Annotated in this window: 18 protein-coding genes; 8 read left to right on the top strand and 10 right to left on the bottom strand. The window is 50.3% G+C overall.

The features are described from left to right. Positions 1-9: 9 nt before the first annotated feature. A complete protein-coding gene (gene proB / locus B3729_RS16165) occupies positions 10-1,128 on the top strand; it encodes a glutamate 5-kinase (protein ID WP_286788430.1) in 1,119 nt (372 codons plus the stop codon). 105 nt (positions 1,129-1,233) lie between these two features. Here proB and rpsT read toward each other — a convergent pair whose 3' ends face one another. Beyond that, positions 1,234-1,512: a 30S ribosomal protein S20 gene (gene rpsT / locus B3729_RS16170; protein WP_010797179.1), complete on the bottom strand. Its 279-nt coding sequence runs from the start codon at positions 1,510-1,512 to the stop codon at positions 1,234-1,236. 236 nt (positions 1,513-1,748) lie between these two features. Here rpsT and murJ point away from each other — a divergent pair, with 236 nt between their 5' ends. The 6 genes from murJ (at position 1,749) to ispH (ending at position 9,099) form a co-directional block, all read left to right on the top strand. Then, the gene (gene murJ / locus B3729_RS16175; protein ID WP_026004125.1) at positions 1,749-3,287 is read left to right on the top strand and encodes a murein biosynthesis integral membrane protein MurJ; all 1,539 of its coding nucleotides are present in this window, start codon (positions 1,749-1,751) and stop codon (positions 3,285-3,287) included. 99 nt (positions 3,288-3,386) lie between these two features. Further along, positions 3,387-4,331 (top strand): bifunctional riboflavin kinase/FAD synthetase, encoded by a 945-nt coding sequence (gene ribF / locus B3729_RS16180; RefSeq protein WP_019367076.1) that lies wholly within the window; start codon positions 3,387-3,389, stop codon positions 4,329-4,331. Positions 4,332-4,341: 10 nt separating this feature from the next. After that, positions 4,342-7,173: an isoleucine--tRNA ligase gene (gene ileS / locus B3729_RS16185; RefSeq protein WP_286788371.1), complete on the top strand. Its 2,832-nt coding sequence runs from the start codon at positions 4,342-4,344 to the stop codon at positions 7,171-7,173. Then, positions 7,166-7,669, top strand: a complete 504-nt coding sequence (gene lspA / locus B3729_RS16190; RefSeq protein ID WP_286788372.1) for a signal peptidase II — start codon at positions 7,166-7,168, stop codon at positions 7,667-7,669. The genes ileS and lspA overlap by 8 nt, the downstream gene beginning before the upstream one ends. After that, the gene (locus B3729_RS16195) at positions 7,662-8,108 is read left to right on the top strand and encodes an FKBP-type peptidyl-prolyl cis-trans isomerase (RefSeq protein ID WP_010797184.1); all 447 of its coding nucleotides are present in this window, start codon (positions 7,662-7,664) and stop codon (positions 8,106-8,108) included. The genes lspA and B3729_RS16195 overlap by 8 nt, the downstream gene beginning before the upstream one ends. Before the next feature lie 40 nt (positions 8,109-8,148). Then, entirely contained in the window at positions 8,149-9,099 is a 951-nt protein-coding gene (ispH, locus tag B3729_RS16200; RefSeq protein ID WP_286788373.1) for a 4-hydroxy-3-methylbut-2-enyl diphosphate reductase, read from the top strand. Positions 9,100-9,168: 69 nt separating this feature from the next. On the opposite strand, the gene B3729_RS16205 is transcribed toward ispH, so the two are convergent. The 8 genes from B3729_RS16205 to B3729_RS24810 form a co-directional block, all read right to left on the bottom strand. Beyond that, complete coding sequence (locus B3729_RS16205) at positions 9,169-9,600, bottom strand: type IV pilin protein (RefSeq protein ID WP_286788374.1); 432 nt, start codon at positions 9,598-9,600, stop codon at positions 9,169-9,171. Further along, complete coding sequence (locus B3729_RS16210; RefSeq protein ID WP_286788375.1) at positions 9,600-13,775, bottom strand: PilC/PilY family type IV pilus protein; 4,176 nt, start codon at positions 13,773-13,775, stop codon at positions 9,600-9,602. Before B3729_RS16210 ends, B3729_RS16205 begins: the two co-directional genes overlap by 1 nt. Before the next feature lie 10 nt (positions 13,776-13,785). Beyond that, on the bottom strand, positions 13,786-14,115 hold the full coding sequence (locus B3729_RS16215) for a hypothetical protein (RefSeq protein WP_286788376.1): 330 nt from the start codon (positions 14,113-14,115) through the stop codon (positions 13,786-13,788). Between the two features lie 2 nt (positions 14,116-14,117). Continuing rightward, positions 14,118-14,603 carry a pilus assembly PilX family protein gene (locus B3729_RS16220; RefSeq protein WP_286788377.1) on the bottom strand — a complete coding sequence of 162 codons (486 nt, stop codon included), beginning with the start codon at positions 14,601-14,603 and terminating at the stop codon, positions 14,118-14,120. Positions 14,604-14,613: 10 nt separating this feature from the next. Then, complete coding sequence (locus B3729_RS16225; RefSeq protein ID WP_286788378.1) at positions 14,614-15,420, bottom strand: PilW family protein; 807 nt, start codon at positions 15,418-15,420, stop codon at positions 14,614-14,616. Next, entirely contained in the window at positions 15,417-16,004 is a 588-nt protein-coding gene (pilV, locus tag B3729_RS16230; RefSeq protein ID WP_286788379.1) for a type IV pilus modification protein PilV, read from the bottom strand. The genes B3729_RS16225 and pilV overlap by 4 nt, the downstream gene beginning before the upstream one ends. Positions 16,005-16,036: 32 nt before the next feature. Continuing rightward, complete coding sequence (locus tag B3729_RS16235) at positions 16,037-16,561, bottom strand: GspH/FimT family pseudopilin (protein ID WP_312126029.1); 525 nt, start codon at positions 16,559-16,561, stop codon at positions 16,037-16,039. A 92-nt stretch (positions 16,562-16,653) separates the two neighbouring features. Then, the gene (locus B3729_RS24810) at positions 16,654-17,178 is read right to left on the bottom strand and encodes a GspH/FimT family pseudopilin (protein WP_414704027.1); all 525 of its coding nucleotides are present in this window, start codon (positions 17,176-17,178) and stop codon (positions 16,654-16,656) included. Between the two features lie 86 nt (positions 17,179-17,264). Between B3729_RS24810 and thiO the strand changes: the two genes are divergently transcribed. Further along, positions 17,265-18,374: a glycine oxidase ThiO gene (thiO, locus tag B3729_RS16240; protein WP_286788380.1), complete on the top strand. Its 1,110-nt coding sequence runs from the start codon at positions 17,265-17,267 to the stop codon at positions 18,372-18,374. Here the strand turns inward: thiO and B3729_RS16245 are convergent, their stop codons facing one another. Then, positions 18,375-19,715, bottom strand: a complete 1,341-nt coding sequence (locus tag B3729_RS16245; protein WP_286788381.1) for a sigma-54-dependent transcriptional regulator — start codon at positions 19,713-19,715, stop codon at positions 18,375-18,377.

Below are 19,715 nucleotides of genomic sequence, written 5' to 3' on the forward strand. Positions count from 1 at the left end.
GAGCTTTCGATACGCGATCGGGTGACTCGCTCCGAGCGTTGGGTGGTAAAGATTGGCAGTGCCTTGCTGACGGATGATGGGCGCTGCCTTGATGGCCGCGCCATGTCGGGCTGGGTCGAGCAGATGGTTGCTCTGCATCGTGCGGGTGTTGAGCTTGTCCTCGTATCCTCTGGCGCAGTGGCGGCAGGCATGAGTCGATTGGGCTGGGCTTCGCGGCCCAGTGCCATTCACGAGTTGCAGGCTGCTGCGGCTGTTGGTCAGATGGGCTTGGTTCAGGCATGGGAGTCCAGTTTTGCCGAGCATGATGTGCAAACGGCACAGGTGCTGCTTACCCATGATGACTTGTCCGACCGAAAGCGTTATCTGAATGCTCGAAGCACCCTTCGAACCCTGGTTGAGTTGGGGGTGGTGCCTGTCATCAATGAAAACGATACGGTCGTTACGGATGAGATCCGTTTTGGTGACAACGATACATTGGCTGCTCTGGTGGCAAACCTGGTTGAGGCGGATCTGTTGGTTATCCTGACGGATCGTGATGGCATGTTCGATGCCGACCCGCGACATAATCCTGAAGCCGCGCTAATCAGCGAGGCTCGTGCAGACGATCCTGCGCTGGATGCGGTGGCTGGTGGCTCTGCAGGGGCGTTGGGGCGTGGTGGTATGCAGACAAAGCTGCGTGCGGCTCGTCTGGCAGCTCGCTCTGGTGCCTGTACGGTTATCGTAGGTGGGCGCATTGAGCGCGTGCTGAGCCGGTTGCGTGAGGGTGAGCGGCTGGGTACGTTGCTTTCCCCTGAGCGGGGCTTGGTGGCGGCTCGCAAGCAATGGCTGGCAGGTCATCTTCAAATGCGTGGCACATTGGTGCTGGATGCGGGGGCGGTAAAGGCCCTCACTGAAGACCATAAGAGTCTCTTGCCTGTGGGTGTTAAAGCGATAGAAGGCAGCTTCCGTCGTGGTGAGATGGTGGCGTGCGTGGGGCCTGACGGAAATGAAGTGGCGCGCGGATTGGTAAATTACAGTGCTGTCGAGGCACAGAAGATCATGGGGCAGTCCTCGGAGTTCATTGGTCAGGCGCTTGGGTATGTCTATGAGCCTGAGCTTGTTCATCGAGACAATATGGTGCTGGTGTAACGTCACCCGCATGAAGCACGGCGCCGATGGGCGCCGTTTTTTTATGCTTGAAAATGCAGGCAATAAAAAACCGGCTTTCGCCGGTTTTTTATTGCAAGCTAAGCCTTAAGCGGCAGCAGCTTGGCTCATAGCCTTGATATGGGCATTCAGGCGGCCTTTGTGACGAGCAGCCTTGTTCTTGTGAATGATGCCCTTGTCGGCCATGCGATCAATCACAGGTACTGCAGCGGCGTAGGCAGCTTGTGCTTTTTCCAGATCTTTAGCGTCGATCGCTTTAACTACGTTCTTGATGTAAGTACGAACCATTGAACGCAGGCTAGCATTGTGGCTGCGACGCTTCTCAGCCTGTTTGGCGCGTTTTTTGGCGGAAGGTGTGTTTGCCACCGTCGAGCTCCTCGAAAAACTGGGGGGGTACCACGCAAATAAGGCCGCGAATCATGCCGATGTGTTAATCGATTGTCAAGGTTATAAAGACGGCTGGACGAGTGGTTGGTAACAACTGCATCTGTACGTGCTTTATCTGTTTGATCGTCCTACACTCGCGGGCTTGCCTATGAGGCATCTTCTTGAGGCTTGGAGACACACAGGCCCTGTCATCGGTATGTATAGAATCCAAACGCATGAACCTTCTTAAATCGCTAGCTGCGGTTAGCTCAATGACGCTTGTTTCCCGGGTGTTGGGCTTTATTCGCGATACCATCGTAGCACGTATTTTTGGCGCAGGGATCGCCACTGATGCTTTCTTCGTAGCGTTCAAGCTGCCGAATCTGTTGCGGCGCATCTTTGCAGAGGGCGCATTCTCCCAGGCGTTTGTCCCGATTCTGGCAGAATACAAGAGCCAGCGCGGAGAAGAGGCGACCCGAACCTTTATCGCCTACGTATCAGGCCTGCTGACGCTAGTCCTGGCGATTGTGACCCTGGTGGGCATGGTAGCTGCGCCCTGGGTTATCTGGATTACCGCCCCTGGCTTTAGCGATACGCCTGAAAAGTTTGCGCTGACCACTTCACTTCTTCGCGTAACCTTTCCGTATATTCTGTTGATTTCCCTGTCATCGCTTGCCGGTGCAGTGCTCAACACGTGGAACCGGTTCTCCGTCCCGGCGTTTGTGCCCACGCTCCTAAACGTCAGCATGATCTTTTTTGCTGTCTTCCTGACGCCATACTTTGATCCACCGGTCATGGTGCTTGGATGGGCTGTACTGGCGGGCGGTTTTCTACAGCTGGTGTACCAGCTGCCACACTTGAAAAAAATTGGCATGCTTGTGCTGCCTCGCCTCAATCTACGGGATAGCGGAGTCTGGCGGGTATTGAGGCAAATGATCCCGGCCATTATCGGAGTGTCGGTTAGCCAGATTTCCCTGATCATCAACACCATCTTTGCCTCTTTTCTGGCTGCCGGTTCGGTTTCATGGATGTATTACGCCGACCGCTTGATGGAGCTGCCTTCCGGTGTTCTGGGTGTTGCGCTTGGTACTATCCTTTTGCCGGCGCTAGCCAAGACTTATGCCAAGGATGATCGGCACGAATACTCCCGCCTTTTGGATTGGGGACTTAGGCTCTGCTTTCTTTTGGTTCTGCCGTGCTCGTTGGCGCTAGCGATTTTGTCCGAGCCGCTGACTATTTCCCTGTTCCAGTACGGTCGTTTTACGGCTCATGATGCACAAATGACCCAGCATGCCTTGATCGCCTATTCGGTAGGTTTGGTCGGAATCATTTTGGTCAAGGTACTGGCCCCCGGGTTTTATGCTCGACAGAACATCAAGACGCCTGTTCGGATCGCTATTTTCACATTGGTAATAACCCAGCTCATGAACCTGGCCTTTATTGGTCCGCTTCAGCATGTAGGTCTGGCCTTGGCGATCGGGCTGGCCGCCTGTATCAACGCAGGTCTTCTCTATTGGCAGTTGAGAAAGCACAAGCTTTTCGAGCCGCAGCCCGGATGGACCTTGTTCCTGATCAAGCTAGTGGTTGCGGTTGTGGTCATGTCGACCGTACTTCTAGGGCTGCTTTATGTCATGCCCGCATGGGATCAGGGCAATATGCTGGCGCGCTTTTCACGGCTTGGACTGGTAGTTGCTGCTGGAGTGATCGCTTATTTTGGCGTGTTGGCGGCATTTGGATTTCGTATCAAAGACTTCACGAAAAAAGCGCTAGCATGACCAATGGTTTGATGTTCATGGGCAAGCTTGTCAGTGACTGCCTGTTGTCTGCGGGCAAGCGTGCGTATAATCGTAGAATTTGCAAATAGAACGCGTGCTATGCAGCTGGTTCGAGGCCTTCATAATCTCAGTCCCCTGCCGCAGGGCTGTGTTGCCACCATAGGCAATTTCGACGGAGTACACCTGGGACATCAGGCGATTCTGGCTCGTCTGCATGAACGAGCAATAGAGCTCAGAGTGCCTAGTTGTGTAGTTATATTCGAGCCACAGCCGCGTGAGTACTTTGCGCCTGAACAAGCTCCAGTGCGGTTGACGCGCCTTCGCGAGAAGCTGGAGTTGCTATCCAAGGCAGGCGTAGACCGTGTTGTGTGTCTGGCCTTCAACCGTCGACTGCGCGAGCTTTCAGCACGAGCCTTTATCGATCAGGTGCTTATCCAGGGATTGGGCATCAAGCACCTTGAGGTCGGGGATGACTTCCGCTTTGGCTGTGACCGTGCTGGCGACTTTGATTTTCTGGTCGATGCAGGGCGGATCAACGGGTTTACGGTTGAGGCCGCTACAACGGTCGAGTTGGATGGCATGAGAATAAGCAGTACGCGCATTCGAGAAGCGTTGGCTTCGGGGGATCTGTCTCTTGCAAATCGAATGCTGGGACGCCCCTATACCTTATCTGGGCGTGTACTGCATGGACAGAAGCTTGCTCGCCAATTAGGCTGGCCTACTGCTAATGTTCAGCTGAAGCGCCGTCTGCCACCCATGAAAGGGGTTTATCTGGTCAACGTGGATATTCATGGCCAGATCCGGGGAGGCGTTGCAAATATTGGTCTTCGTCCTACTGTAAAAGGCGATGGCCGTCCCCATCTTGAAGTACATCTTCTCGAATATGCTGGCGATCTGTATGGTCAGCATCTGACTGTTGTTTTTCACCGCAAGCTGCGAGACGAGCAGCGTTTCGCCTCTCTGGAGGCATTGAAGGCGGCGATTGATGCCGATGTCGCCGCCGCCCGAGCTTATTGGCTGGGCCAACCGCTTGATGAGATCTGAAGAGCCCGAAATGACCGATTACAAAGCCACGCTTAACCTTCCAGCTACCGATTTCCCCATGAAAGCCGGCTTGCCGCAACGCGAGCCTGAAACCCTCAAGTACTGGAATGGTATTGGTCTCTACCAGAAGCTGCGCGAAATTGGCAAAGGGCGTCCTACCTTCATCCTTCATGATGGCCCGCCCTATGCCAACGGCAATATTCATATTGGTCATGCGGTCAACAAGATCATCAAGGACATTATTGTCCGCTCCAAAACCCTGTCGGGTTATGACGCACCCTATGTTCCCGGCTGGGATTGCCATGGCCTGCCTATCGAACACAAGGTTGAGATCACCCACGGCAAGAATCTGCCAGCAGACAAAACCCGCGAACTCTGCCGAGCCTATGCGGCTGAGCAGGTAGAAGGACAGAAAGCCGACTTCATCCGCTTGGGTGTGTTGGGTGAGTGGGATAATCCCTACAAAACCATGGATTATGCCAACGAGGCGGGAGAAATCCGTGCATTGGCTGAAATGGTTCGTAAAGGCTTTGTATTCAAGGGTCTGAAGCCGGTCAACTGGTGCTTCGATTGCGGTTCTGCATTGGCCGAAGCTGAAGTGGAGTACGCGGACAAGCAGTCCATGACGATCGATGTGGCCTTTCCCAGCGCCGAGGATGACAAGCTTGCTGCTGCCTTCGGCCTGGAAGCGCTGCCCAAGAAAGCCTATATCGTCATCTGGACTACCACACCCTGGACCATCCCGGCCAACCAGGCGCTTAATGTGCATCCCGAGTTTGACTATGCACTGGTGGACGTGGGCGACAAGCTGCTTCTGCTGGCTGAGGAACTGGTCGAGAGCTGCCTGACGCGGTACTCGCTGGAAGGAAAGGTCATCGCGACGGCCAAGGGTGAAGCGCTGGAGCTGATCGCCTTCAATCATCCTTTCTACGATCGCCGCTCGCCCATTTACCTTGCTGACTATGTTGAGCTGGGTGCTGGTACAGGTATTGTGCACAGTGCGCCTGCTTACGGCGAGGATGACTTCCGGTCCTGCAAGCGCTATGGCATGACTAACGATGACATCCTGAGCCCTGTGCAGAGCAACGGCGTTTATGTCGAGTCGTTGCCCTTCTTTGGTGGTCAGTTCATCTGGAAAGCCAATCCCGCCATTGTCGAGAAGCTACGCGAAGTCGGCTGCCTGATGGCCAGCGAGAATATCACTCACAGCTACATGCATTGCTGGCGTCACAAAACCCCACTGATCTACCGTGCGACCGCGCAGTGGTTTGTGGGCATGGACAAGCAGCCAGTAGAGGGCGGCACCCTTCGTGAGCGTGCCTTGGCAGGCATCGAGCAGACCCAGTTTGTGCCCGCCTGGGGACAGGCCCGTCTGCATGGCATGATTGCCGGTCGGCCTGACTGGTGTATCTCGCGTCAGCGTACCTGGGGTGTCCCGATTCCATTCTTCCTGCATAAGGAAAGCGGAGAGCTGCATCCTCGCACGGTAGAGTTGATGGAAGAGGTTGCTCAGCGCGTTGAGCAGGCCGGTATCGAGGCGTGGTTCAAGCTGGATGCTGCCGAATTGCTGGGTGATGAAGCCCTCCAGTATGAAAAAATCGCTGATACGTTGGACGTCTGGTTTGACTCGGGCACTACCCATTGGCATGTGCTACGTGGTTCGCATCAGCTGGGCCATGATCAGGGGCCGGTTGCTGACCTGTATCTGGAAGGCTCCGACCAGCATCGTGGTTGGTTCCACTCATCGCTGCTGACCGGTTGTGCCATCGACGACCACCCACCTTACAAAGCATTGCTCACGCACGGGTTTACCGTAGATGAGAATGGCCGCAAGATGTCCAAATCGCTGGGCAACGTGATTGCACCGCAGCAGGTGACGGATACGCTGGGCGCTGACATTTTGCGCCTATGGGTTTCGGCGACTGACTACTCGGGTGAAATGGCGGTTTCACAACAGATCCTGCAGCGTTCGGCTGACTCTTATCGCCGTATCCGCAATACTGCACGTTTCCTCCTTTCCAACCTGAACGGCTTCGATCCTGAGCAGCATCTGCTGGCATCGGAAGACATGATCGCTATTGATCGCTGGGCTGTGGATCGCGCGCTCCTGTTGCAACATGAGCTTGAGGAAGCCTACAACGAGTATCGTTTCTGGAACGTGTACCAGAAAGTGCACAACTTCTGTGTGCATGAACTGGGTGGCTTCTATCTCGACATCATCAAGGATCGCCAGTACACCACGGGCACTGACAGCCGCGCTCGCCGTTCCTGCCAAACAGCCATGTTCCATATTGCGGAAGCACTGGTTCGCTGGATTGCGCCTATCTTGGCCTTCACTGCCGAGGAAATCTGGCAATACCTGCCAGGCAAGCGCAACGAGTCTGTCATGCTTAATACCTGGTATGACCAGTTGACCGAACTGCCAGCTGACACTGAGCTTGATCGCGCATTCTGGGATCAGGTGATGGCGGTCAAGGCTGCTGTCAATAAAGAGCTGGAAAACCAGCGTAACGCCAAGACAATCGGCGGCAACCTTCAGGCAGAAATCACGCTGTTCGTTGACGGCCCGCTGAGTGCGGTACTGAAGAAACTGGGTGAAGACCTGCGCTTTATCCTGATCACTTCTCGGGTCGAGGTTGCAACGTTTGACGAGGCGCCTGACGAAGCGGTAGAGAGCGAGGTGGCAGGTCTCAAACTTCTGGTTCGCAAATCAGGCAGCACCAAGTGTGCCCGTTGCTGGCACCATCGTGATGACGTAGGAATTGACCCCAACCACCCTGAAATCTGTGGCCGTTGCGTCAGTAACGTCTTTGGCAATGGTGAGGTGCGCCGCTATGCCTGAGGCAGGCCGTTTTGGCCGTCTGGCCTGGTTATGGTTGAGTGTGGTTGTCGTTGTGTTGGATCAACTGAGCAAGGCTTATTTTGAAGGGCAGCTCAGTCTGTATCAGCGCATCGAGGTGATTCCTGATCTGTTCAGCTGGACGCTCGCCTATAACACAGGCGCAGCGTTCAGCTTTCTGGCGGATCATTCCGGTTGGCAGCGTTGGCTTTTTGCTGCGATTGCCATTGCAGTCAGCATTACCCTGATAGTCTGGCTCAAGCGGTTGGGACGCAACGATACCTGGATTGCTATTGCCCTGGCGCTGATCCTGGGCGGCGCTATCGGTAACCTGTACGACCGTATCGTGTTGGGGCACGTTATTGATTTCGTCCTTGTACATTGGCGGGAACATCTGTTTCCCGCTTTCAACCTGGCAGACAGCGCCATTACCGTAGGTGCCATCATGCTTGCCCTGGATATGTTCCGTACCAAAAAGACGGGAGAAGCCCATGTCTGAGATAACGGTTGGTCCAGAAACGCGCGTAACGCTCAATTTCGCGATCAAGCTGGAAAACGGCGATATTGTTGACACAACCTTCGACAAGGCGCCTGCAACGTTCAGGGTAGGGGACGGCAATCTCCTGCCTGGCTTCGAGCAAGCGTTGTTCGGCTTGCCTGAGGGCGCGCGTAGTAGCCTGACGATTCTGCCTGAGCAGGGGTTTGGTCAGCCAAACCCGCAAAATCTGCAGCAGATGCCTCGAGACGATTTCGAGAATATGGACTTGTCCGAAGGGTTGCTGATTATCTTTACCGATGCGGCAGGAGGCGAAATGCCCGGCATCGTTAAATCCTTCGATGATCATGCGGTGATTATAGACTTCAACCACCCGCTTGCTGGGCGCACGTTGACGTTCGAAGTCGAAATTATCGCCATTGAGCCGGTTGTTGCCCATTGAGGCCTGCTCAGTAGCAGACGCTGAGCGAAAGGAATTCAACATGCAAATCAAATTAGCCAACCCTCGGGGATTTTGCGCAGGGGTTGATCGCGCAATCGATATCGTCAATCGCGCGCTTGATGTGTTCGGCCCGCCGATCTATGTCCGACATGAAGTGGTGCATAACAAGTTCGTCGTAGAAAACCTGCGCAACCGTGGCGCTGTTTTTGTCGAAGAGCTGGATCAGGTGCCTGATGATGTTATCGTGATCTTCAGCGCCCATGGCGTTTCCCAGGCGGTACGCAAGGAAGCTGAAAACAGAGGGCTCAAGGTTTTTGATGCTACTTGTCCGCTGGTGACCAAAGTTCACATGGAAGTAGCCAAATACAGCCGTGACGGCCGCGAATGCATTCTGATTGGCCATGAAGGTCATCCAGAAGTAGAGGGCACTATGGGTCAGTACGATACGCGTAATGGCGGATCGATCTACCTTGTAGAAGACGAGGAAGACGTTGCGGCGCTTCAGGTCCGCAACCCTGACTCGCTAGCTTTCGTTACTCAGACTACGCTGTCTATGGACGACACCAGCAAGGTCATCGATGCCTTGCGCGGCAAGTTTCCGAACATTGGCGGCCCACGCAAAGACGACATCTGCTACGCCACTCAGAATCGCCAGGACGCCGTTAAAACACTGGCAGCTGAGTCAGACATCGTTCTAGTCGTCGGAAGTCCTAATAGCTCCAATTCCAACCGTCTGCGTGAGCTCTCCGAGCGTATGGGTACGCCTGCCTACCTTATTGATGGTGCGGAAGATCTCAAGCAGGAGTGGTTTAGTGGGGTAGAGCGGATCGGTATCACCGCAGGCGCCTCGGCTCCTGAGGTTCTGGTCAAAGGCGTTATCGACCAGCTAAAAGCCTGGGGCGCGAGCGAAGGGCTGGAGCTTGAAGGCCAGCCGGAGAATATTACGTTCTCGCTACCAAAGGAGTTAAGGGTAAAAGCGGTTGATGTATAGACGTGTAAACTTGTTGTAGAAAGTAAAAAGGCCTGATGCTCTAAAGCATCAGGCCTTTTTACTATTGTGTTATTGCCAGCAAGTTTGCGATGTTGCTGTTCCTGAGCTCCCTCTCGTCCCTCGGCTATCTAGCGTTAGCGTCGTGCACTCTGGATCATTACGTGTTGGGGTTGCGGTCAAAAGGACGCAGCTGGCAATTGTTTGCCCGGCACATGCCTGAGCGCTGATGTTATAAAGTCTGGTCTCGCTAGAGACTGACGCATTGGCAAGCGCATTGAAACCAAGGCCACCTGTTCCCAGATTAGCAACATAGGACTGGTTTTGAGAGTTATAACGTTCCTGTGCCTGCATGATTTCCATCAGCTTGGCTTTGCCCTCGCTACGCTGGCCTTTGCGTACATAAGATTGATAACTGGGATAGGCAATAGCGGCAAGAATGCCAACAATGGCTACAACAACCATAACTTCGATTAAAGTAAAACCGCCGTAAGCTTTCTTCATCAGTTTTCTCTCCAATAGGTTCCGCTCACGGCATTATTTGATTTGCAAAAGCCCGAGCTTGATAAAGAGCACTTAACTTGGCCTTCGCTGCCATTTGGAAGTGTCTTAGGCCCAGCACTTTCCGAGCCAACCAGAATCCCTGCACCTTTGTCGTCAAGGATTATTGATGGGGTCGGTGGGATACCACCCCTTACTAGGTCAAAGCTTCTGGTAGGGATATCAGAGCCATTAACCGTGGTGGTAAATACAGCCGTAGCATCAGTGAGATTCATTGCATAGAAGCGGCCCTTGCCTATATCAGGACCGCATGTTGTGACGGTCTGGCCGTTCGGGCTGAAAGTTGTAAACAGTACGGAGCCATCAAAGCTGGTCGAGGCTGCTAAAACTTTTTCCCCTTGCGGGAAGCGTACAAACCAGCCACTGCTGCTATTAAGCAGTGTCATATTAGGTGTGTAGGTGTTTCCTGGGGTCAGTTGAGTATAAAGATTGTTGATATCCGAGCGAAGCGCTGGAATCTGATTTAACGCTGCATTACGTGCTTTAGATATCAAGAACTCATAAGCCTCAAACATGGTAAGTGGTGCTGCAGCATCCTGTGCGGTTGCAGCTGCAAGATCTTCTGCGCTCAACAAATTGCTTGAGTTGTCATATTCGCGGTTCGTTAGTGCCGCCAAATCACTTTGTAAAGAGGAGGCTTGGCCCGCAAGCGTAAGTCGCTCGCTCTCCAGTTTTTTGGCTAGCGTAACAAGACCTTGCTGATTCTGAGCTGTGTTTGCAAGTGTAGTAGCTTTTCCTTGCTCGTCTCTGGCTAGCAGCGTTAAAACATCACTGTTTTCTTTGCTGGGTACAGTAGTTAGGTTTAGAGACTGCGCTAGCTCGGATAACGACGACTGGATAGCATTATTGTCTTTAGCATCTACTAAATTACTTAAACTGCGAAGAATGGTAGTAATGTCTTGTTGATTAATACTGCTACGCTTTCCATACCAGGCCATATTTTCATAATTGCTTCTAGCAGCTGATAGATCCTCCTCAAGCCTTAATATGGTATCTCCGGAAGCACCTTTAGCTTTAGCATCAATTACTGCTTGCTCTTTGCTTGCAACATTAGCACTGGCGGTATCGAGACTGCTCTGAACGAGTAGCAGTCCAGAAAGCTGTTGGCCAAGTTGCTTTGCTAGTTCGGAATCGTAGCTGTTAAGCTTGGTCAATGCTTGCTGAAGATCCAGAATTTTTCCTTGCAAAGCACTTTGAGATGAGGACTCTGCTGCATGGTCATCTAAGTAAGGATCTGTTGCGTACAATGCATCAATCTGAGCTTGCCTCGAATTGGCATCGCTGTTGGCCTGTGTGAGCAAATTAAGTTTTTCTATATAGCCAACCGTTGATTTATAGCTGGAAAAATTATTTTCCGCTAGTGTGGTCTTTTGGTTAAGTATATTGATCTCATTCAGTTTGGAATCTATTTTTTCCTGAATTTCTTGAGCCTGAGCTGATGTTAGATTTACGCTGGTAACATCAACCAAATTTGATTCTGTTAGTGTTGTGTAGGTAGCGGGGGAGCTATAGACATTACTGTCCCTTAATACATAAAAGCGATCTGCTGTATCTTCATTTAGGGGATGCTCTCTGTACCCAGAGCCTATAGCGATAGTAAAGTATGTCTTTCCTCCACGCTCACGTATCAGTGCTACGTCTGGAGAGTTGTAAAACCTTCTGTTATCTGCAGCAGTGGTCCCGCCAAAGTTGGCAATGCGACCACCTTTTGCAAAGTCGGCTGCACCAGAATTGCTTTGATTGATGTCGACCCTAAAGATTTGGCCCCTGGTGTCAGCTAGAAATATATAATCAACATTTCCATCATTATTAATGTCAACCAAGGTAGGGTCGGCTGGAATGCTATTGGTCATTGATCCAATTTTTAAATTGGCTGAAGCTTCGTTTGTACTTCCTGCGTGCCATAGCAGGGCACCTGTATCTGCATCTACTATGTATAGTGCATTACCGATAGCATCATCTGCGGGAGTATTCGGTGATTCAATGTCTTGCCGCGTATCGTAACCGCCAGTAAATATCAATACTTGACGGGTTTTATTGTTAAACTTTACTTTGGAGACTTTAGGTGTCGACCATGTCTGGCCTAGCTTCTCAAAGCCCGCAGTTGTGCCTCCCTTTATAACCCACTTTAATTTAGGATCAATACTTACAGTACCTGAAACGGAGGTAGGTGTGACATCAAGCGCGTAGTAATTTTTGCCGCCACGGCGCATGCCTGCGTAAAAAGTAGCTTTGGAAAGAGTCCGAGTGTTGTTTGCGCTTAGCGAGCCGTACTCAGCATATAAGTCAAACTGCCCATCCATGCCATATTTCTTTTGGCTAGTCCCTTTCGGTGCAGTGTAATAAGTATTGAGATTAGGAAGCAGCTCTTTAGGTATGAATGAGAAAATTTCATTGCCTGTAGCTGGGTCTACCGCATTGATGAAGCCTTCATTCGTACCATAAAAAAGTACCAGCTTCTCAGTAGATGTTGCTGTTGGCGGTATCGCTTGCGAATTTGCCACCCGAACTAGGTCTTCATCTGTTACGTACGCAATTAATTTAGGCTCATTATGAAGAATATCACCCAATGCTAGGCGCGCAGTACCATCGGTGGGATTAAGCCCTCTTCCCCATTTAATCACGTTTGCACGATTATCTGCAGTAGCAGAACTGGATAAACCTAGCATGGCATTAGTGATGGCGGAGTTGTTTGTGGTAAGCAGATGAGTGGAAGTGTTTAGATTGACACTGGTGGTTTCGCCAGGTGCTCTGTCTGCTCCTGTATACGTTAAAACTTTTCTTGAAGAGGGATTGCTAAGTTGACCAGCAGCGCCACCGAGCTTTACATCTCTTCCGTCAACAACACCGCTCCAATAGCTCATGGAGGTATTGCTAAAGAAACCAGTCGTATTATCTATTGCTAATGATCCGTTGCGATCAAGCACGGCAGTATTACCGGAACTATCTCTGCCTTGTTTATATTTTTTTATATTACCAAACCAGCGTGCATCTTCTGCAGGTCTAAATAGAGCATAATAAAGGTCATTTCTATAGCCAAGATTGTTATAAGCGCTAACTGCTACACTAGGCGTGCTGAAGGTGGTGTTCTCGGCCAAGATATCTACAGCAATAGATTTTAGAGCTGAAGTTAGCTCAGATGTGTTAGTGGTTGTAAAGAATCGACCGCCTCCGAGGTTTGCGGTATCTTGTAGTAATGATGTATTACTTATATTGCCAAAGCCAATAGTGTAGGTGTTTATTCTCTGGGAGCCAGGTAGGTTTGGGTTGTTGTCTTGATTGGCTAAATATTCTGCAAGGCCAGGTGCCCAGCAGCCAGCGTAGGGCTCACCATCTGTTGGATAATTTTTGCATTGTTTGTAAGCTGTATTAGTTTTAGAAACTAGGTTTTGTATGGTTTGGTTGTTGTCGCTATCACCGTTAGGTAGGCCATCAGTAATTAGAATTATATTGCTTTTTTGACAAGAGTATTGAATTGGCGAAATGTAAGTGTCTCCATTTCGAGACGCATTATTGCTTCGCCAGTTCTGACGAATAGCGTTAGTGCCATATTCTCTATATCCCACAGAGCTGTTTCCCCAAGCTACATCCTCTCCTCTCATGTAGCGAGATGCTTCGTAGTAGGTTTCGAGCAGTGGAGTTGCTCCATTTGCATAATAAGAGTTAAGTTCGGATATAATTGATGAGGCGTTAGTCGCGGCCCTGTCTACAGGAATGTTGATAAAGCCGCCATTGCTGTTAGAGTCGAAGCGTGCCAGGCCGATATTAACGTCGTTACTGCTTGCTAATTCACTTACTAGGTTGTTTATAACTTCCTTTACAACCTGTATGCGTGTTTTAGTCGCTCCATTAGTCCATTTATAAGTGCTGGTGCACCAGTTTCTAGGTAAGGTATTAGTGTTGTTGTAGTTCAAGGTGGAGCAGTTTGTGCCCGGAACACCGCTTTGCATTGAGCCGGATGTGTCTACAACAAAAAGAATATTGGGTCTTACTTTTTGATCGGCTGGTAGGTCACGTGTCACATAAATTTCTGTGTCATCAGCAATAGCAGACGTTGCTGCTAATACACACATGAGTGAAGCAAGGCTGGGAAGTCTGTTTCGCTTTATAAATTCCATTTCTATTCCCTTATTGCAAAAACACTGTATGTGCGACTGAAGGTGTTTTAGGTGAGAACATAATCATTCCACGCCAATCTATGCGCCCACCCAGTTCTTTTTCAGAAACGGGCTCGCCTTTAACATAAAATAAGGTCTTACTGTCAAAGCTAAATTTTTTGACTTGGCATTTCATGCAGGGTGTAGCCAGCAAGTATCCCTGTGTACCATTTTGGATGGGCATCCTGTTTAATATTATTTGAGCATCTTCAATATAGCCAAGGTCCGAGTCATCGGCATTTGCCCAGTTAATTAAGGCTAAAAAAAATGGCATCGCGAGTAAGATGATTATTCTTTTCATGATTATTTTATGTTAAGAAAATAGATGCCTTGAGTCTGGTCTGAGTAAGCGCCATTCTCGTGAGTGGTTTTTGTGTTAAGTTCATAGGCGGAGCATTCAAATTTTCCTATTGACGCTCCCTCACAGTTGCCTTTTGTTATAAACCTAACCGTATTAGTAGATATTTTTGCATTTCCTATCTGTTTGTCTAACAGGCTGGAGAGGCCAATTGCTGCTCTGCGATTTGGTAGTTTGCCTGCTAGGGGTTCTAAACCTGCATTCGCAGCGCTAAGAAGTGAAGCACGCTTGCCAACGTCTGCGTTGAAGTTAGCTATTTGTGCGCGTATCTCGCTCTGGGTAGCCTGATATAGCTCTGAGCGTGACTGGGAATTGCCCGCCATACGCTCTTCTACAGTCGCAAGGCGAGCTGCTGTGATTCCAGCAATAGTTAGTACTGCAAGGAAAACAAGTGCAACAATTAGGCTTGCGCCCTGTTGTTTGCTCGTCATCATATTTTCCTTAGTAAGTGTTCTTGAGTTGAACGGTCGTTGTAAATATCTGACGTACATATCCGTCGTTTGGCGATACAGGCGGACTATCCAATAAATAATAGTCTTTTTGCGGCGCTGCTGGTTTGCTTGGTGCGCCTGAGTTGGCCAGTACAGCGATTCTTACGGTTTTTATATCTGACCAATTACCTGTCTCTTCTATTCGATCAGCTGAGACGTACTGTTTGACTGTATCTGTTCCACTACCTAAACCATACAGAATTTGAATGCTGTCTATGCCATTAACAAGAGATTGTTTTTGGCTAAACCAAAAAAATGAAGCATTTCCCTTTATATAAGAGCTGCATTTCAGGGAGCCGTCTTCCACAAAGAAAACGTTCACTAATACTTTTTCTATGTTAGCGCCTGTCAGCTCCTTACCTGCACAATCCCTTCTTTTATTATTATCACTCGGATCTTCAGGTACTTGATAAGCGACTGCCAATGTATCAGAGGCGGTACCTGCGCCGTTTACTGTGCAGTAAGGGATGTCATTCGCTATAATGCTGCAGCCCCCCTCAATTCCAGCAGGCTTAGGTAATGCAGAACTAGGGTCTAAGTATCCTCCTAAGCGAACGCTTCTTGTCATGAAGTCAAGGGCGAATCTGCCATTTTCCTGCATCCGTGAAATGACTTCATTGGTCTGATAGGTTTGACGTGTTGATAAGAAAACCTGTATCACTCCTGCAAGTAAGATAAGGCTTAGCGTAAGCGCTATCATTAGCTCGACAATAGAAAGCCCTTTTTGCTGGCTTTGGAAACGGTAATTTTTATTCATGGCGTCACGGTTACTTCAGCTGAAAGTTTTTCCGATCCCGCACTTCTGTTTGTGCTGTCATCACCTTTTCCCTTCCAGGACGCGTTCAACTTATACAAACCCGCCTTAAGTTCAGTAACAGTGATTGGGTTTCCAGACGAGGGTGCGCTTATGAAGTCTCTACTATTGTAACGAGCGGAAGCTGCAGCACTATTTTTTGAATATGCGCTGCTCGCTGCGTAAGAGCACTGTGCTTCCCATCGATCAAATTTAGCCATTTGTACAGCATCGCAGCTAGAGGCGTTAACTTTTGCACCACTAATAGGATCGTAATGATCAGCGCAGATAGGCGATGGAAGTGCCGTGCAATTAGGTGTTTCTGTATACGCAGAAACAGTGTCCGATGTATTGGATGCAAATGAATCGTTTGCCCTCATTCGCTCCGCGAGATCCTGTAGGAGCCAAGTAGCTTGGGATCGCTGATTGCTGTCAGCAGTGCTTTTCAGGGCATTCAGTTGCAGAGTTGCAAGGCCTAGTAAACCAATAGTAAATATTAATAAAGTGACAAGAACTTCAATTAAGGAGAGTCCTTTTTCTTTGTTCATAGAGATGAGGCAGCCTTGCGTCATGTCTTTCCTTAGCACTGCACGTTGGGTTGCGCTGCACGTAAAGAGGCTTGCCCTACTGCATTGATAGTAATGCAGCGAGCATCAGTCTCACTTTGTTTTAGGACATCAGAGCTGACTTTGAATGAGTTCGTACTTACGCCTCCCAGCAGTGTTCCATCTCTTCTGAAGGTCAGCCGGTTCGACGAACTGAGGTAAGCACTGTTTATCTGGGTTTTCCCCGAGGCTTCGTACGATCTTATTACGCTTGCATCGTTACAGCTGTTAATACTGCTGGGACCAATACACCAACCTGCACTCCATCCATTTGAAGAGTCTTGGCGAGGGATTAGACTAATCTGTGCATTCCGTTTAGTCGCTTCGGCTCTTGCAAGCATCAGAAAGCCGTAAAGCTCTGAGGCATCGCTAGAAACCCTTTGCTTTACTATGAAATAGCTCATAGAGGGCGTGGCTATCGTAGCTACGATAGCCAAGATAGCAACGGTGACGACAAGCTCAATCAGAGTGAAGCCTGAGCTCCTTCTCAAGAACAGCATACGATTCTCCCATCAGGACATTGAATTATTGCTTGACGGTTAGGTGCTGTCGCAGGCTGAGGGACAATTGGGTTTCTCTGTGGGATAGTCGGTCAATCCGAAGGGGAAGTGCTGCATGAACTAGCGTGTTGTAAAGGATCAGCTCCTTTAACTTGTCGGAGACGACCCTGGTTATTTAAGATCAGCCGCCACGTAACGTTGCTATCCGCATCACAGATTAGAAAGGTGTTGTTATGGCCTAAGCTAGTACCTATAGGCTGGAAAACTATTTGCGGTTCTGTCCTTGACGTAGTTATCTTGCTTTTGGTGTCAGAATAGCGAATTTGTATTACGCCTAAATCGTCCATGATTTGCCATCCCTTGCTCCAGTCCGTACCACATTTGCCAGACTCAAGAAGTGGGCATACAACGATTCTTTTGTTTTTTTGAATACTTATATGGCGAGCGCTAACGATATCTGTATACAGGTTATTTGCTAGAGCTTCCATTTTGCTCTTGTTTAGAAAATTTTGGAGCGGCGCTATTGAAAAGCTTGACAATGTAGCGACTAAAATTAATACGAATAATATTTCTATTAGCGAAAATCCTGAATATTTATTGCTCATAAGCGAATCCATTCTTATCAATACAAGCCTTCCTGGCTGAATGAAATTTGATTATTTTTTGACTTTTGATGTCAATGTGGCATCGCGCGGGGTGTGACGTGGTTTTTGACGTGGCGATCATTGGTGGGGGCGTTATTGGCCTGCTTTCGACTTTGCAGCTCGCCTTGGCAGGGCAAAGCGTCTTGCTTCTGGAAAGAGCAGAGCTTGGTCAGGAGGCCTCCTGGGCCGGCGGAGGTATCGTTTCTCCGCTTTATCCCTGGCGCTACAGCGCTCCCGTCACCGCGTTGGCACACTGGTCTCAAGATTTCTACCCGGAACTTGGCGCTCAGCTTTTCGAAAGGACAGGTGTAGATCCTGAAGTCCATGTAACAGGGTTATATTGGCTGGATCTTGATGATGAAGCTGAGGCGCTTTCGTGGGCTAGAGAAAGGCAACGGCCTCTGGCCTCGGTACCTATTCAAGAGGCCTATTCCCACGTTCCGGTATTAGGGGAGGGCTTCAAGAAGGCTATTTATATGGCGGATGTGGCTAATGTCAGAAACCCGCGGCTGGTTAAGTCCCTTCAAGCCGCTCTGGCGGCTATGCCCAACGTAACCATAAAGACTGGAAGCGAAGTGCAGGCATTTCTTCAGGAAGGGGACGCTGTCACCGGTGTTTATGTGGATGGCATTGCCGTCCAGTCTAGGCATGTTGTGGTTTCAGCGGGAGCATGGAGCGGCTCGTTATTGAAGAGCGTTGGCATCAGCTTGCCTGTCGAGCCGGTTAAGGGCCAGATGATGCTATTCAAATGCGCAGATGATTTTCTGCCCAGTATGGTGCTGGCGAAAGGGCGCTATGCCATCCCGCGGCGAGATGGACATATTCTGGTAGGTAGTACATTGGAGCATGCAGGCTTTGACAAGAAGCCTACCCAGGCAGCGCACGAAAGTCTTTTGCGTTCAGCCATCGAGCTGTTGCCTGCACTGGAAGGTAGCCCAATGGTCGCTCATTGGGCTGGGCTACGACCAGGATCGCCTGAAGGCATTCCCTATATTGGCCCAGTATCCGCGCGGCCTGGCTTGTGGCTCAACTGCGGTCATTATCGTAACGGTTTGGTTTTGGCGCCTGCCTCCTGCCAGCTATTGACCAATCTGATCACAGGGGAGGCGCCTATCATCGATCCGGCACCTTATCTGCCGGACTCACGGCTGGAGATCAGCTACGTGTAATCAATCGATGCCCAGCTTTTTCAGGCGATACCGCATCGAGCGGAAGGAAAGCCCGAGCCGTTCAGCGGCAGCTGTACGGTTCCAGCGCGTCTCCTCAAGCGCTTGCATGATCAGCTTTCGCTCGATCTCCTCCAGATAATCCTCAAGATTATTGATATTGGCCAGACTGGTTTCGCCAGTGCTGGACGACTGGGGGGTATCTGCAAGGCGCAGATCGCTTGGTTTGATCAGGTTGTCTTCACAAAGGGTATAGGCTCGCTCAAGCATGTTCTCCAGCTCGCGAACATTACCCGGAAAGCGATAGCTCTTGAGTTTGGCGAGAGCATCATCTGTCAGCTGGGCCAGATCCTGTTGTGATTCCTTGGCGAGACGCTTCAGGATAGTCGAGCACAGTTCCGCAGTGTCTTCACGTCGCTCACGTAGCGGAGGGACGCGAAGTTCGATGACGTTGAGGCGATAAAACAAGTCTTGCCGGAAGCGATCAGCGGCTACTTCAGCGGCCAGATCTTTATGTGTGGCACTTAGTATCCGTACATCCAGCGCTACTTCCTGTTGCCCGCCGACGGGGCGTACAGCCTTTTCCTGAATGGCACGAAGCAGTTTTACCTGCATGGCTAGCGGCAGGTCGGCGACTTCATCCAGAAATAAAGTACCGCCCTGGGCGGCCTGGAATAGGCCCTGTTTGTCTTCAATGGCGCCCGTAAAGCTGCCTTTTTTGTGACCAAAAAACTCGCTTTCCATCAGCTCTGATGGAATAGCGCCACAGTTGACTGGAATAAAAGGGCGATCCGCACGAGGGCCTTGCTCGTGAATCAGTCGGGCGACCAGCTCTTTACCGCTGCCGGATTCACCGCTGATATAGACGGGCGCCTGGCTGCGAGCGAGTTTGCCGATCTGGGCCCGTAGCGTACGCATGGGCGGTGAGTCACCCAGCAGCCTGTGATCTGCCACCTTGATGGGGGCAGGCGCTGAGCTGCTCAGGCGTAAGGCGGTGCTTACAAGCTCTCGGAGCCGAGGAAGATCAACAGGTTTGGTCAGGTAATCGAAGGCGCCCGCTTTCAATGCCTGGATGGCTGTATCCAGACTTCCAAAAGCGGTAATCATGGCTACAGGAACATTTGGATATTTCTGCTGGATGTATTGCACAAGATCAAGACCGGAGCCATCTGGAAGACGCATGTCGGTCAGACACAAGTCAAAGGATTCTCGAGCCAGCAGATCCTTTGCGTCTTTCACGTTCTTTGCGCTAAAGGTGTCGAGCTTCATGCGACCCAATGTAATTTCTAACAGCTCTCGGATATCGGGTTCGTCATCAACGATCAGGACTTTCTGTCGATTCAT

Source organism: Pseudomonas sp. UBA3149, assembly GCF_002364655.1.
Classification (GTDB): Bacteria; Pseudomonadota; Gammaproteobacteria; order Pseudomonadales; family Pseudomonadaceae; genus Chryseomonas; species Chryseomonas luteola.